A 14,175-nucleotide genomic window follows, 5' to 3' on the forward strand; every position below is an offset into this window, starting at 1 on the left:
GGGACGCGCCATCGTCACCGCGGTCGTCGTCGGGGCCGGCCACGCCGGCCTCGCCGCGAGTCACGTGCTCACCGAGCGCTCGATCGACCACGTCGTGCTCGAGCGCGGTGAGGTGGCCAACTCCTGGCGGCGCGAGCGCTGGGACTCGCTGCGGCTGCTCACGCCCAACTGGCAGACCGGGCTGCCGGGCCTGCGCTACGACGGCCCGGACCCGGACGGCTACCTGACGGCGATCGAACTGGCGGGCTTCCTCGACCGGTACGCCGCGTTCTCCGGCGCCCCCGTCCGGACCGGCACGACGGTGACCTCGGTGCGCCGCACCGGCGACGGCTACCGCGTGGCGACGGACCGGGGCGAGCTGGACTGCCGGGCCGTCGTCATCGCCAGCGGCGCCTGCAACCGGCCCTCGCTGCCGCCGTTCGCCGCCGCGGTGCCGCCGGAGATCGTGCAGGTCACGACGTTCGACTACCGGCGCCCCGACGACCTCCCGGACGGCGGCGTGCTGGTCGTGGGCGCGTCGGCCACCGGCGTGCAACTGGCCGCCGAGCTGCGGCGGTCCGGCCGGCCGGTGACGCTGTCCGTCGGCGAGCACGTGCGGCTCCCCCGCACCTACCGCGGCCGCGACGTGCTCTGGTGGATGGACGCCTCAGGCGTCTGGGACCAGCGCCACGACGAGATCGACGACCTCGAGCGCGCCCGGCGGCTGCCGTCGCCGCAGCTCGTCGGCACCCCCGAACGGGCGACACTCGACCTCGGCACACTGGCCGCGATGGACGTGGAGCTGGTCGGCCGTTGGGCCGCGGTGCGCGACGGCCGGGCGTTGTTCTCCGGCGGTCTGCGCAACGTGGTCGCGCTCGCCGACCTCAAGCTGGACCGGCTGCTCGGCACGTTCGACGACTGGGCGCGTTCCAGCGGCCAGGAGTCCGCCACCCCGCCGCAGCGGCCCGCGCCGACCGCGGTGCCGCCGTCGCCGCGGCTGCGGCTGGACCTGTGCGGCGGCGAGATCCGCTCGATCGTCTGGGCGACCGGGTACCGCCCCGACTACTCCTGGCTCGACGTGCCCGTCGTCGATCCGAAGGGCCGGCTGCGCCACACCGCCGGCGTCGTCGACGGCCCCGGCCTGTACGCGCTCGGCCTGCCCGTCCTGCGGCGGCGCAGGTCCAGTTACATCCACGGCATAGAGGACGACGCCCGCGCGGTCGTCGCGCACCTCGCGGGCCACCTGGCCGCCGCGGCCTGACGCCGCCCCGCTGCCGGGCCGGCCGGCTCAGCGGTGGGCGCGGACGACCCAGGCGCGGGCGTCGAACAGCACGCCGTCCGGGGTCACGTGAGCGGCGAGGTGCGCACGGAGGCGTTCCCTGGCGCGGATCAGCGCGGCCCCGGCGAACCGGCCCAGGGCGTCGCGCGGCTCCCTCAGCCGCAGCACCGCCTCCAATGCGGCGTCGGCGTCGGTGCCGTACCAGACCGGCCGGGACACGTCGGAGAACTCGACGTCGCGGTAGCCGGCCGTCTCGAGCAGCTCCCTCGTCGGTTCCCGGCCGGCCAGCGAGAACGGGCCGTCGTCGCCGGCCACCCGTACGGCACCGCCCCCGACGGCGTCGATCAGCGGACCGGCCCACGCGTTGCCCGCCCGGCTCTGCCAGACGATCATCGCCCGGCGGCCGCCGGGCCGGGTCGCCCGCGCGAGGTTCGCGAACGCCGCCGCCGGGTCGGCGAAGAACATCGTCCCGAACCGGCTCATCACCAGGTCGAACCCCGCGTCGGGGAACGGGTGCGTCTGCGCGTCGGCGAGGTCGAACGCGACGTTGCTCAGCCCCTCGGCGGAGGCGCGTTCGCGCGCCCGGTCCAGTCGCGCCGCCGCGACGTCCACGCCGAGGACGTGTCCCTCGGCCGCGATGCCCGCCGCGTCGCACGTGGTGCGGCCCGCACCGCACCCGACGTCGAGCACGCGGTCGCCGCGGCGGATGCCGAGCGAGGCCCGGAACGGCGGGTCGATGTAGCGCAGCTCGGCGTCGTAGTCGAAGGCCACGTCGCCGACGCTAGCGCGCCCGCCCCGGGACGGGCACCCGGCTCACATACGATCGAGAGCGATGACTGAGGTCCCCGAGTTCCTGGCCGAGTTCCGGCAGCTGCGCGACGAGTTCTCGCGGTTCATGCTCTCGTACAAGTTCGGCATGGACGAGATCACCACGAAGGTGCGCATCCTGCAGGAGGAGTTCCGCACCGTCCACGTCTACAACCCGATCGAGCACGTCTCGGCGCGGTTGAAGTCGCCCGAGGGCGTGCTGGAGAAGGTGCGGCGCAAGGGCTGCGAGCCGACCTTCGACCGCATCCGCGAGCAGATCACCGACATCGCCGGCGTGCGCGTCACCTGCTCGTTCGTCTCCGACGCCTACCGCGTGTTCGACCTGCTGACCGGCCAGCGCGACATCGACGTCGTGACGGTGAAGGACTACATCCGCCACCCCAAGCCCAACGGCTACCGCAGCCTGCACGCGATCGTCGAGGTGCCGGTGTTCCTCTCCGACGGCCCGACGGCGGTGCCCGTCGAGGTGCAGTTCCGCACCATCGCGATGGACTTCTGGGCCAGTCTGGAACACAAGATCTACTACAAGTACGACAAGCAGGTGCCCGACGCGCTGCTGCTCAGCCTGCACGAAGCCGCCACCACGGCGGCCAAGCTGGACGAGGACATGGAGCGCTTGCACAGCGAGGTCCACGGCGACGACCGGGAGCAGCCCCCGCTCGAGCCGTCGCCGGGTGGGCTGGAGCTGTCCGAACGCGTGGTGGCGCAGCTGATCCAGCAGCGCGCCGCGGTCCGCGGCCAGTAGGGCGGGCACGGGAGGGCCGAAAGTCCCTCGGGACACGGACCGAACGCGGGTGGTGCCGCCATGCCCTTCGGCGGAGGCTCGAAGCAGGTAGAGAGCGCGGAAGGAGTCCATCATGCGCGCACTCGTCGTCTTCGAGTCCATGTTCGGCAACACCCAGAAGGTCGCCGAGGCGATCGCGGACGGCCTGTCCATCACCATGACCGCCGACATCGTCGAGGTCGGCTCCGCGGGCACGTCCCTCGAGGGCATCGACCTGCTGGTGGCCGGCGGACCGACCCACGCGTTCGGCATGAGCCGGGTGTCGACCCGCGAGAGCGCGGCCGGGCAGGCCGCCGGCGGAGTGGTCTCCAAGAGCACCGGCCTGCGCGAGTGGCTGTCCGAGGTGCGGGCCGACGGCGCCGTCGTGGCGACGTTCGACACCAAGGCGATCAAGCCGCGGCTGCCCGGATCGGCGGCGCACGCCGCCCGCCGCATGCTGCGTCGCCGGGGCTTCCGGCCGGTGGCCGCGCCGGCCAGCTTCTACGTCACCGGCACGACGGGACCCCTGGCCGAGGGCGAGGAGGACCGTGCCCGCGCCTGGGGCGAACAGCTCGGCCTCGCCGTCACATGAGGCGTTCTGGTGCTCTACTAGGCATGCATGCCTGGTAGAGCGGGAGAACGCCTGGTGATGTACGCGATCATTGATGATCTTCGCTGTCCACAAGCACACTTCCGCCCCACCACCGACAATCGGCCTCACCGTCACCTGGCGGCGAGGCGGGCAAGGGTCCGGGCATGCGCATCGTGATCTCGGGCACGCACGGGAGCGGCAAGAGCACGCTGGTGTCCGACTTCGCCACCGCGCACCCCGGCTTCGAGGTGTTCGCCGACCCGTTCGAGCTGATCGACGCCGCGGGCGACGAGCCCGACGCGGAGACGTTCTTCGCGCAGTTGCTGCTCGCCGCCGAACGGCTGGGCGAGCTCTCGCCGGGCACGCGCGTGATCGCCGAGCGCGGGCCGCTGGACTTCCTCGCCTACCTCGACGCACTCGAGGCGCTGGGACGCCCGACCCGGTCGCCCGGCCTGTTCCGGCGCGGCCTGGCGCGCACCGCCGAGGCCATGGCGCACGTCGACCTGCTGGTCCTGCTGCCCCTCGCGCCGCGCGACGGCATCGAGGTGCCCGCCGACGAGGACCTCGAACTGCGCGACGCGATGAACGACGCGCTCCTGGAGCTCGCCGACGACACCCAGCTCACCGGGGCCGCGGAGATCGTCGAGATCACCGGCGACCGGTCCGCCCGCCTCGCGCACCTCGACGACGCGGCCGACCGGCTCGGCCCGTGACGGCGAGCGCTGGCGACGGGTGGGACCAGCCGCGATCTGCTTGACGCCTACCCCCCAGCAGAGGGCCGCCTGAAACCCGGTCTCCCGCTCTTACCTCGCGACTCGGCCAGCGCTCGCTGACACCCCCACGACCGGACGCGGGCGCGATCCGTGGCAAGCACCGGTCGATCCGGGCATCAGCCCAGCTCGCGCGGCGGCTCCTGGTCGGTGTGCCGCCGGACGGAGTCGAGGTAGATGCGGTCGGCCCGTTCCTGCAGACGGTCCTCGGCCTCGAGTCGCAGCCGCAGGCGTTCAGTCTCCTCCCGCTCGCGCGCGATGGCCAGCTCCCGGGCGCGCTGCCTGGTCTGGACGACGCCCCAGACGATCCAGCCGCCGCTGCTGAGCAGCACCACGAAGAGGATGCCGAGGATCATGCTCAGTGCGTCCATCAGGTCTGCTCCGCCTTCCGCCGCCGCCAGACCACGGCCCACCGCAGCAGCGCGGCGACCACCAGGGCCTCACCGGCCAGGAACAGCACCGCCCACAGCGGGCCCCAGAAGCCGGCCAGGGTGAGATACCAGTACCGCACCGCGAGCACCAGGGCCGTCCCGAGGATGCCGACCGCGACCACCAGGTACGCCCCGTAGACGACCCGCAGCCGGGCCGGGTACTCCCCCGCTCCGCCGCGCACCGCCGCACCGGCGAACCGGAACGACTCCGACTGCAGGTGAAGGGTCGACGTCGCGTGCTCGAGCATGTGGTAGCCGTCGAGCTTGAGGACGGGGATCAGGTTGGCGATCGTGCTGACGGCCCCGAGCAGCAGCAGCCCGCCGGCCAGCCCGTGCCACCAGCCCGACGACGGGCCCCACCACCACAGCGCGGCGAACGGCAGCAACGCCAGCAGGTTGACGTACACGCCGGCGAACGACGTCATGACGCGCTGGGAGCGGCGCGGGAACGTGACGACGTCGTCGACCTTGCAGTAGGGCGCGATCAGCGGGAACCGCCACATCAGGCCGATCTCGGTGGGCACGCCGCCGTAGCGGTGGCACGCGACGCCGTGGCCGAACTCGTGCGCGCAGATCACCAGCCAGGTGACGACGGCGGCGGCGACGGTGACCGTCCAGTCGCCGGTGAACGCCGCGTAGAGCTCACCCCACGACAGCAGCGAGGCGGCGACGACGGCGAAGCCGGCGAGGGTGAGCGGCGCCGCGGCCAGCGGATGCAGCAGCCGGCTGAACCACCGCGCCGCCGACGGGACCAGTGCGGCGGCGCCGCGCACCGGCAGCCGCCACAGCAGCGGCGACCGGCCCTCCGTGCGCCGGGCGACGGCGGCACGCTCGCGGACCTCGGCCAGCCGGGTGTCGTCGGCGGGCTCCATGAGGCCGCGACCGGCGAGCAGACCGAGCAGCTGCTGCCAGTGCGCGACGGCGAGCCGGCGGCCGAACGCGTCGGCATAGTCCTCGCCGATCTCGGCCAGGGTGCGGTGGCCGTCGAGACGGCTCATCAGGAACGCCTCGCGCGCGCCGACCCGGACGTACGCGCCGGTGGCACGGTCGCCGACGATGTGCACGTCGGCGCTGCCCTGCGCCAGCGCGGGGCCGACCCGGACGTCGTCGCGCAGGCGAGGGCGGGCCTGGCGCAGCCAGCCCGCGGCCGGGTCGCTCTCGACGGTGGTCATGCCGGCACCTGGTCGCGGTCGGGTGCCAGAGCCCGCTCGATCAGGTAGGACAGGTAGATCTCGTCGAGGATCGCCACGCCCAGCCGGTTGTTGGTCATGTGCACGTACGAGCTGAGCAGCACGGTCGCGAGCGCGTCGGGGTCGTCGATCGGCGCCCGCCGTTCCAGCCGCTGCGACGGGAACACCAGCTCGCCGCGCCCGGCCGCGTCGGTCACACGGGCGTGCAGCTCACGGCAGTGGGTCAGCCAGGTCCGCTCGATGCCGGACAGCGCGGCGTCGTCCTCGGCGCCGGCGATGGCCCGGATGCGGCCGATCCGCTCGGTGAGGGTCGTCCGGGTCAGCTCGAAGCTCTTGTCGAACGAGCCGTGGTAGTCGTCCGACGGCTCCTGGTACGACGACTCCCAGAAGCCGCGGTAGCGCTGGAAGAACGTCCGGACCCGGTCGTCGTCGCGCAGGAACGTGTACGCCGTCATCAGCGACAGCTGGGTGGCCAGGCCGAGCAGCACCGGGCGGACGTGCGTGTTCGACGTCGCCAGCAGCGTCGCCACCAGGTCGCTGGACTGCTCGAAGTGCCACTCGGCGATCTCGATGCCGGCGGGGCCGCCGTAGCGGTCGTACTCGCGCTCGTACGGCAGCTCGGCGACGCTGTTGTTCGGCCGGAACGGCATCGCGCCGTCGCCGTACTCCGCGTCCCAACGCTCCTGCCCGTACTCGGCGAGGTACATCTTCTTGTAGAGGTCGCCGAGGCCGTCGATGTCGGTGTCGTAGAGCGCGGGGCGCCGGGCGAGGAACGCCTGCAGCGCGTCCGTCGCCCGGCGGCGGACGGTCTCCTCCAGCTCCGGGCGGGCGGGACGGAACCGCACCCGGACGTGCGGGCCCTCCATCCAGTACTTGATGAAGAACCAGCCGTCGATCAGCTCCTCGCGGCGCAGCTCCTCGACCAGCGGCCGCACCGCCTCGGCGATGACCGGGTTGGCGTCGCTGGCGTAGAAGACGTGCAGTGCGATCCAGTCACCGGACACGGGTGCTCCCTTCGTCGTAGCGTTCCGGCTGGTCGTAGAGCTCGACCAGGAACTCGCTCACGTACCGGCGGCCGTCCGGATCGGCCAGCCACAGCTCGTCGGTGCCGGGCAGCGCCTCGGTGAGCACGATCCGCGCCGACGCGCCCTGGGCGAGCTGGTCGAGCAGCTGCAGCGAGAGCCAGCTGTCGAAGTCGACGGGCAGCGGTTTGCGGCCCGCCTTCCGGCCGCCGCCTCCGTCGTCGCCGGACCCGGTCTCGGTGTCGACGGCGCTCCGGACGCCGGCCGCGTCGGTCTGCGCGAACAGCCGCCGCGGCAAGCCGTGCTCGCGCCGCCAGCGCCGCACGCGCAGCAGGTGTTCGGCGTCGGTGTGCGCAGGGTCGCGGACGGGGAACGCGGCGACGTCGAGCTTCCACATCCGCCGTTGCAGCACGAGGTCGCCGAGCACCAGGCGCGGGTAGCAGGTGATCCCCGTCTCCGGCACCGGGTCGCCGGTGCCCGCCCAGAGGTCGATCTGCGCCATCCCGCTGGGCGAGAAGCACAGCAGCACCTGCTGGACCTCCGGCAGCGCCATCGGCATGAGGAAGCCGAGGTAGACGGGGACGACCTCACGGCCGAGCCGGGCGGACACCAGCCGGACGCGGTCGGTGGCCTCGTCGTGCACCAGGGACAGCTCCTCCAGCCGGATCTGCTCCGACGGCGGCCGGGTGCTGGCGTCGCCCGGGCAGACGATCTCGTAGTCGGTGACGACCGGGTGGACGTTGAGGTTGGTGGTCTCGTAGCCGCCGCGCAGTTCGGCCAGCACCGCGTCGCCGGCGGCGTAGGACCGCAGCGTCCGCCGGATCAGCCCGGTCGCGTCCGCGCCGCCGGCGTCGAGGCTGTGCGCGAACCGCGAGAACATCAGCGTCATGCCGGCGTAGGCCTGGTTGAGCACCAGCCGGCCCGGCTCCTCGCCGGCCCCGGCGGCCAGCTGCAGGAAGAACGACCACGGCTGGCGCAGCCGCGCGGCGTCGGGCAGGTGCCGGCGGACGGCGTCGGCGAAGTCCGGGCCGAGCCGCAGCTCCTCCGTCTCCGCCGACGACGCCGCCATCACCTCGCGCAGGTGCGCCGACGCCGCAGCCCGGGCGTCGTCGAGCGCCTCGAGGTCGGCCAGCTTGAACCAGTTCTCCTGCCGGACCAGCGCGTTGTCGTCGTCGAACGAGCGCCGCCGCATCGAGCGCTGCAGGTACGGCCCGAAGAAGTCGCGCTGGAACTCGTGGCAGAACCGCACGACGTCGTCGCAGCGGCCGCCGGCGCCGTAGCGGGCCCGGAAGAAGCCGGTGGCGGTCAGCCGCCTGGACAGGTTGAGGTCGAACGCCGGCAGCACGTCGGCGAGCGCGGCGAGGTCGGGGCGGAACCCGTCGTCCCACGCGCTGCGCGCCGCCGCCAGACCGTCGCTGCCGACGGTGGTGTCCTCGTAGACCAGGGTCCGCGGCACCAGCGACTCAGGCGCGCCGACGACGTCGAAGGCGGCCCGCACGTGCCCGCGCACCCCGGCCAGCACCCGGGCCCGTTCGCGGGCGGGCGTCGCCGGGTAGCGGCCGACCAGCTCGCCGGCCGCCGCCAGTTCCGCGGCCACGGCGCCCAGCACCGGGTGCGCGTGCCCGGCGAGTGCCGCGGTGAACACCGCCGCCGGGTCGGCCGCCCGCAGGTCGACCTGCAGCTCCGGAGCGAGCAGGAACCCCAGCCGCAGCAGGTGCCCGGCCAGTTGGTCCGCCTCGGCCCGGCCGGCGACGTCGTGGCCCTGCGCCAGCGCGTCGACCAGCTCGCGCAGCACCAGCCGCTGGTCGCGGGTGAGCTCGGCCACCCGCGCCAGGGCCGGTCCGCTGGGCAGCAGGAACAGGTCCTCGTGCACGTTGTCGATGGCGACGACGGCGTCCGGATCGGCGCTCGTGGCGGTGCGGCGGCGCACGTAGCGGACGGAGTCGCCGTCGAGGCTCGCGCCCGGCGCCAGCGTGACCCGCACGCCGTCGCGCAGCTCCGGCACCGCGAGGATCACCGCCGCCAGCCGGGACAGGACGGCGACGTTCAGCCGCGCGGACGGGAGCTGGGACAGCGACGACGGCTCCGGCAGCGGATCCGCGCCGTCGAACCGCCCCAGGCCGACCGCCGTCAGCGTGCTGAACGGGCTGGTCTTCAGCGCCGCGCGGTAGAGCAGCTCGAGCAGCGTCCGCTCGATCTGCCGGGCGGTCTTGTCCAGCTTGCGTGCCGGATCGAGGTAGCGGTCCATGGTCCGCTCCAGCACCTCGGACTGCAGCAGGACGGCGCTGCGCAGGTCGTCGTCGGCGAGCAGCCGGCGAGCACGGCCGCGGGCGGCGGCGAGGTCGTCGGCCAGGACGGCGGCGCCCCGGTCCAGCTCGGCGGCGACGGCGCCGACGGCGTCCCGCCAGCGCTGCAGTGTCTCCCGGCCGGACGCGGTGAGGCCCGGCGCGGCCCGGTCCAGGGTCGCGGGACGCGGCCGGCGGGCGTTGAACACGTCGCGGCGCAGGTTGATCAACGCGATCCGGTGCGCCGCGCCGTCCGGTGCGGCCGCGACCGCCGCTTCCAGGACGGCGCGCAGTTCCTCGCCGGCGGCGTCGCGGGCGGCCTCCAGGTCGAGGACGCGGTCGGCCCAGGCGGCTGCGGCCGGCGTGCGCAGCTCGGCGACGGCGGCGGCGGGCTGGCCCGCGACGCGGAGCAGGAAGCCGTCACCGAAGCGCCAGCCGGCCCGTCCCGTGGCCGGGGCGGCGTGGGCGGGTGCGTGGTCGACGAGGTCGGTCATCGTGGCGTCCCCTCCTGGTGCGGTGCGCGCGGCGGCCGGCGCAGCGCGTGGTCGTAGCCGGGGCGCCCGGCGCGTTCGTGCCCGAGAAGGACGAAGAGCATGCTGCGCTCGTCGGTCTCCTCGATGCCGAGCAGTTCGTCGGCGGCGAGGTTGTCGATGCCCAGCACCGCGCCGACGCCGAGACCGCGTGCCGTCGCCGCGAGGTATGCCGCCTGCGCCGCCTGGCCGACCTCGATGGACAGCATCCGGTAGCCGCGCGCGCCGTAGGCGTCCACCAGCGCCGGCAGCCGCCCGGTGAACACGAGGACCGCGGCCACCTCGCGCAGGTTGTAGTTGGTCAGCGCGTAGTACCGCTGCAGCGCGCCGACGTCGAGCGGCGCCCCGGCGACCAGCCGGTGCCGCTCGTAGGCGTAGGCGCGCGGTTCCAGCCCGTCGACGGCGTTCGCGAGCACCCACTGCCGGATCCACGCCGGCCGCGGCGACGGCGCCACATCGGTGCCGGTGAGCGCGGCGTCGTCGACGGCGGCCAGGACCCGGCCGAGATCGGCGGTGGTCAGCGCCGGGTGGGCGGCGAACTCGCCGAAGCTGGAGCGCCGGCGCAGCAGGCTCGTGGTCAGGTCGAGATCGCCGGGCCGCGCTTGCGGCGCGGGCAGCTCGACGACGTCGCCGGTCACCGGCTCGAGTGCGACGACGGCGTCCGGCCGCGGCTCGTCGCCCACCAGCGCGGCGGCGTGCACGCGTTCGACCAGGTCGAACGTCCGCGCGCGCTCGGAGCGCTCCCAGACCGGGTGCCGCTGCACCGGCGCGGCCGGTGCCACGTCGACGGCCACCTCCCCGGCGGGACCGAGCGGGACGACCGCGAACGGCGCCTCCGTGTGCCCGTCGAGGTCGAGGGCTGCGGCGACCGCGGCGTCGTCGAACCACAGCACCGGCCGGACGTCGACGCCGGCCGCGGCCAGCACGGACCGCCAGGAGCCCAGCAGCGCGCCGGTGTCCTGCGTGACGACGTGGTAGCAGAACGAGTTGTACTTGAACGCGTTCTTCCAGAACCGCACGGCCGCCACCAGGTAGAGGCCGGTGGCCGTGCCGGTGGCGCCCCCGAGCGCGGCCGTCCGGTCGGCCACCGACAGCCGGTCCAGCGCGTGGTGGGCGGTGTCGTAGTGGTAGACGCCGGGCGGCAGCGGCGCCCCCGCACCCGCCACGACGTAGCTCTCGACCGGGTACATGCCGCCGCCCGACGCGGTCGGGCGGGACCACACGGCCTGGTGCGCGCGCACCTTGCGGGAGCTGTCCTCGTTCCAGTTGGGCGTCACCCGCCGGTCGGCCAGGCCGTAGCAGGCCAGCACACTGGCGAGCAGCGCGAGATCGAGGTCCGGGCCGGGCGGTGCGAACGGCTCCGGCAGCGCCACCTTGACGGTGTCGAGGTACAGCTTGTGCCGCGACGGCTGGTCCGCCCAGTCGACCCGGAAGCCCAGCGGCGGCAGCGGCACCCGCTGCCGCTCGAACATGCGGCGGGCGTAGTCCAGTGCGACGGCGTCGGTCGTGGTGGTCACGGTGCGGCCCTCCTCACGGGAACGGGTGCGGGACGAGGTGCAGCTGGTCCGGGCGCAGGGGCCGCGCGACGTGTCCGGCGCGGTAGGGCGCCCAGAGCGTGCGCGGCATCGTCAGCACCCGCTGCCGGTGCCAGCCGAAGTCGATCGGGATCAGGCCCGGCACGATCGTCGCCACGGTGGACAGCCCCAGGGCCCGCTGCTCGGGCGTCGTCTGGTCGACGACGACGGTGTCCATGCCGCGGTCGGCGAACATCGCCGTGAGCTCCGCGACGGGGTCGCGCAGGTCGGTGACCGGCGGCCGGCCGGTGGTCCAGTCGGCGTAGACGTCGGCCAGCGGCGTCCGCTCGCTCTGGCGCAGCCAGTGGTCGGCGTGCGGGGCCATCTGCGGCATCCCGAACAGCAGGGCGTGGTGCTCCAACTCGGTGACGTGCCGGTAGTCGGACACCATCAGCTCGGTGTGCTCGATCGACGCCTGGACCCGCTCGTCGAAACCGGTGACGTAGGACGCGACCTCGCAGACGGCGGCGCGGACGGCGTCGGCCGGGTCCAGCGAGGCGCCGCCGGCGAAGCACAGCGTGCCGAGCCCGCCGTCGCGCCGCACCGCCACCGCGCCGACCGCGGGCACCGCCAGGTCGGTGCGGATGTCGAAGCAGCGCAGGTCGTAGCCGAGCAGGTCGACGTGCGCCCGCATCTGCTGCACCAGCGGATGGGCGACGGTGTCGAGGTCGATCTCCACCGGCGTCCGCCCGGTGTACCAGCTGAGGAGGAACGCGTCGCGCTCGATCAGCTCGAGCAGGCCGTGCAGCACGGCCTCGGTGACCGAGCTGCCGGAGGCGCAGCCGTTGGAGCACTCCTGGACGGTGTTGCGGTGGTCCTCGCGGTGGTCGAGGTAGTAGACGATCTGCTCCGGGACCAGCAGCGCGCGGTCGTCGCGCAGGGACCAGCCCCACACCCACGGAATCCGCGGGTTCTGCTCCCACGGCACGTACTTCTCGGTGTGCCGCTCGTAGAACTCCGGCTCGTACAGCCCGCACTGCTCCATCTCGACGTAGGGCTCGTCGAGCTCGGTGACCCGGGCGCGACGCGCGACGTCGAGGCGCCGCGGCCGCTGGCCGGCGTCGCGCTCCAGGCCCTCCAGCGCGCCGAGCAGTTCGCTGCGCTGGTAGCTCTCGGCGTGCCCGCTCCACCACATCTCGTGCAGGCCGTACTTGCTGCGCACCTCGAAGTGGCCGCTGACCGGCGCCGTCGCCGTCGCGTGGTAAGCGCGCAGGGCCGGCCCGCCGAGCATCCCGCAGACCGGGTTGGCCAGCGCGTCCATGGGCAGGCCGAGGTCCTCCGGCGCCAGCGACCGGGTGCCGCCGGGCCTGGCCGGCGGGGTCGGCGCCGGCGTGACGCGGGCGCCCTCGGCGGTGTCCGGCGCCGGCGCCGAGCACTGGCAGCCGGAGTCGCGCAGCAGCCCGTACCGGCGTACCGCCGTCGTCGTGAGGTCGAGCTCCCAGACCGGGTGACCCGGGCCGCTCACCGAAGCCGACGCCGCGGCGACGAGCATCGCGGCGACGGTGACGGCGTGCGCGGGCAGCGGCGCGGCCGGGGTGACGAGCACGCCGTGCGGCTCGTCGAGGATGCGCCGCTCGGTGACCGGGCGGCAGACGGTCCAGCGCCGGTCGAGGCACTGGGGGCACGGGCCGGGGGCGCCGGGCGTCGCGGCGACGACGAGCGTGTGCGCGTAGCGGCGCACCGCCACCCGCGCAGCGCCGTCGCCGACCCGCGCCGTGTGCCGCTGTTCCGCTCCGGGTATCCCCAGGACGGCGACGTCGATGGCCGCGACCCGGGCGGCGGCGCCGGGTGGCAGGGCGCCGGCCAGCTGCCGGGCCAGCGCCGCGGCGGCCGGCTCGGCGTCACCCGGCGGTGCGGCCTGACGGTTCTCCTGCATGGTGGTCACGAGGGCGGCACCTTCCTGGGTCGTCGGACGCAGACGCGGACGTAGGCTCGGGGTGGGGCGCTGCGGGCCAGTGCGAGTGGCCCGCAGCACCCCGTCTCAGGGCGTCAGCCGCAGCTGGACGTGCTGGTGCTCGTCGAGCAGCAGCTCGACGTGCTGCACGAGCTGCAGCTGGAACAGCTGCAGGACGAGCTGGTGGCGGCCATCTCCAGCGACGGGTCGCTGATCTCGCCGATCTCGAAGGTCACGGCCTCGAGCTCGAGCAGCTCCAGGCCCAGGGTCTCGTTCGACATGGATCTCTCCTTCGCGGTGGACGCGGACGTACGCTCGGGTGAGGTGCTGCGGGCCAGTGCGAGTGGCCCGCAGCACCCCGTCTCAGGGCGTCAGCCGCAGCTGGACGTGCTGGTGCTGCACGAGCAGCAGCTCGACGTGCTGCACGAGCTGCAGCTGGAACAGCTGCAGGACGAGCTGGTGGCGGCCAACTCGACCGACGGGTCGGTGAGCTCGTCGATCTCGAAGGTCACGGCCTCGAGCTCGAGCAGCTCCAGGCCCAGGGTGGCGTTCGACATGGTTCTCTCCTTCGCGGTTGTCGATGCGGTGGTCGTCACGTGGACGCGGACCTGGCGTGTGGGCAGCGGATCAGCCGCCGCCGCAGCCCGTGCTGGTGCTCGTCGAGCAGCAGCTCGACGTGCTGCAGGAGGAGCAGCTCGAGCAGGAGCAGCTCGAGCTGCACCAGCCGGCGGCGTCCTGCCCGACGTCGGTGATGTCCTCGACCTCGAAGGTGGCCGTCTCGAGCACGAGGAGCTCGTCACGCAGAGCCATCTGTGTCACCCCCTTCCCCTGTGTGAGCGGTCCGCCGCCCGGGTCCGGGGGCGGAGACCGGGGTCCGAGTCAGCTCGTGCTGCTGCAGCTGCAGCTGGAGCAGCCGCAGCAGCTGGACGTGCTGCACGACGAGCAGCTCGACGTGCTGGTGCTGGAGCTGCACCAGCCGGCGGCGTCCTGAGCGACGTCGGAGATCTCCTCCACCTCGAAGGTGGCGGTCTCCAGGGC

At 73.9% G+C, this 14,175-nt stretch carries 14 protein-coding genes; 4 read left to right on the forward strand and 10 right to left on the reverse strand.

From position 1 onward, the window contains the following. Positions 1-10 precede the first annotated feature (10 nt). Entirely contained in the window at positions 11-1,240 is a 1,230-nt protein-coding gene (locus tag DZA62_RS21350) for an NAD(P)-binding domain-containing protein (protein WP_116951130.1), read from the forward strand. Positions 1,241-1,267: 27 nt separating this feature from the next. Here DZA62_RS21350 and DZA62_RS21355 read toward each other — a convergent pair whose 3' ends face one another. Next, a complete protein-coding gene (locus DZA62_RS21355; protein ID WP_116950965.1) occupies positions 1,268-2,029 on the reverse strand; it encodes a class I SAM-dependent methyltransferase in 762 nt (253 codons plus the stop codon). A gap of 61 nt (positions 2,030-2,090) precedes the next feature. Between DZA62_RS21355 and DZA62_RS21360 the strand changes: the two genes are divergently transcribed. The 3 genes from DZA62_RS21360 (at position 2,091) to DZA62_RS21370 (ending at position 4,154) form a co-directional block, all read left to right on the forward strand. Next, positions 2,091-2,831 carry a GTP pyrophosphokinase gene (locus DZA62_RS21360; protein WP_116950966.1) on the forward strand — a complete coding sequence of 247 codons (741 nt, stop codon included), beginning with the start codon at positions 2,091-2,093 and terminating at the stop codon, positions 2,829-2,831. Between the two features lie 112 nt (positions 2,832-2,943). After that, positions 2,944-3,441, forward strand: a complete 498-nt coding sequence (locus DZA62_RS21365; protein WP_116950967.1) for a flavodoxin family protein — start codon at positions 2,944-2,946, stop codon at positions 3,439-3,441. A gap of 164 nt (positions 3,442-3,605) precedes the next feature. Continuing rightward, entirely contained in the window at positions 3,606-4,154 is a 549-nt protein-coding gene (locus DZA62_RS21370) for an AAA family ATPase (RefSeq protein ID WP_116950968.1), read from the forward strand. Positions 4,155-4,330: 176 nt separating this feature from the next. Here the strand turns inward: DZA62_RS21370 and DZA62_RS21375 are convergent, their stop codons facing one another. The 9 genes from DZA62_RS21375 to DZA62_RS37285 all read right to left on the reverse strand — a co-directional run bounded on the left by DZA62_RS21375 (position 4,331) and on the right by DZA62_RS37285 (position 13,858). Next, positions 4,331-4,582, reverse strand: coding sequence for a hypothetical protein (locus DZA62_RS21375; RefSeq protein ID WP_116950969.1), 252 nt, complete (start codon positions 4,580-4,582; stop codon positions 4,331-4,333). Further along, complete coding sequence (locus tag DZA62_RS21380) at positions 4,582-5,814, reverse strand: zinc metalloprotease (RefSeq protein WP_116950970.1); 1,233 nt, start codon at positions 5,812-5,814, stop codon at positions 4,582-4,584. Before DZA62_RS21380 ends, DZA62_RS21375 begins: the two co-directional genes overlap by 1 nt. Continuing rightward, complete coding sequence (locus DZA62_RS21385; RefSeq protein WP_116950971.1) at positions 5,811-6,836, reverse strand: thiopeptide-type bacteriocin biosynthesis protein; 1,026 nt, start codon at positions 6,834-6,836, stop codon at positions 5,811-5,813. Before DZA62_RS21385 ends, DZA62_RS21380 begins: the two co-directional genes overlap by 4 nt. Next, a complete protein-coding gene (locus DZA62_RS21390) occupies positions 6,826-9,633 on the reverse strand; it encodes a lantibiotic dehydratase (protein WP_116950972.1) in 2,808 nt (935 codons plus the stop codon). The genes DZA62_RS21385 and DZA62_RS21390 overlap by 11 nt, the downstream gene beginning before the upstream one ends. Then, positions 9,630-11,186 (reverse strand): SagB family peptide dehydrogenase, encoded by a 1,557-nt coding sequence (locus DZA62_RS21395; RefSeq protein WP_116950973.1) that lies wholly within the window; start codon positions 11,184-11,186, stop codon positions 9,630-9,632. The genes DZA62_RS21390 and DZA62_RS21395 overlap by 4 nt, the downstream gene beginning before the upstream one ends. Before the next feature lie 13 nt (positions 11,187-11,199). Beyond that, complete coding sequence (locus tag DZA62_RS21400) at positions 11,200-13,119, reverse strand: TOMM precursor leader peptide-binding protein (protein ID WP_232827567.1); 1,920 nt, start codon at positions 13,117-13,119, stop codon at positions 11,200-11,202. 113 nt (positions 13,120-13,232) lie between these two features. After that, entirely contained in the window at positions 13,233-13,418 is a 186-nt protein-coding gene (locus tag DZA62_RS21405; RefSeq protein ID WP_116950975.1) for a hypothetical protein, read from the reverse strand. A 90-nt stretch (positions 13,419-13,508) separates the two neighbouring features. Further along, the gene (locus DZA62_RS21410) at positions 13,509-13,694 is read right to left on the reverse strand and encodes a hypothetical protein (RefSeq protein ID WP_116950976.1); all 186 of its coding nucleotides are present in this window, start codon (positions 13,692-13,694) and stop codon (positions 13,509-13,511) included. Positions 13,695-13,729: 35 nt separating this feature from the next. Continuing rightward, the gene (locus DZA62_RS37285) at positions 13,730-13,858 is read right to left on the reverse strand and encodes a hypothetical protein (RefSeq protein WP_269813912.1); all 129 of its coding nucleotides are present in this window, start codon (positions 13,856-13,858) and stop codon (positions 13,730-13,732) included. Positions 13,859-14,175: the final 317 nt, after the last annotated feature.

This window comes from Jiangella endophytica, from assembly GCF_003427025.1.
Classification (GTDB): Bacteria; Actinomycetota; Actinomycetes; order Jiangellales; family Jiangellaceae; genus Jiangella; species Jiangella endophytica.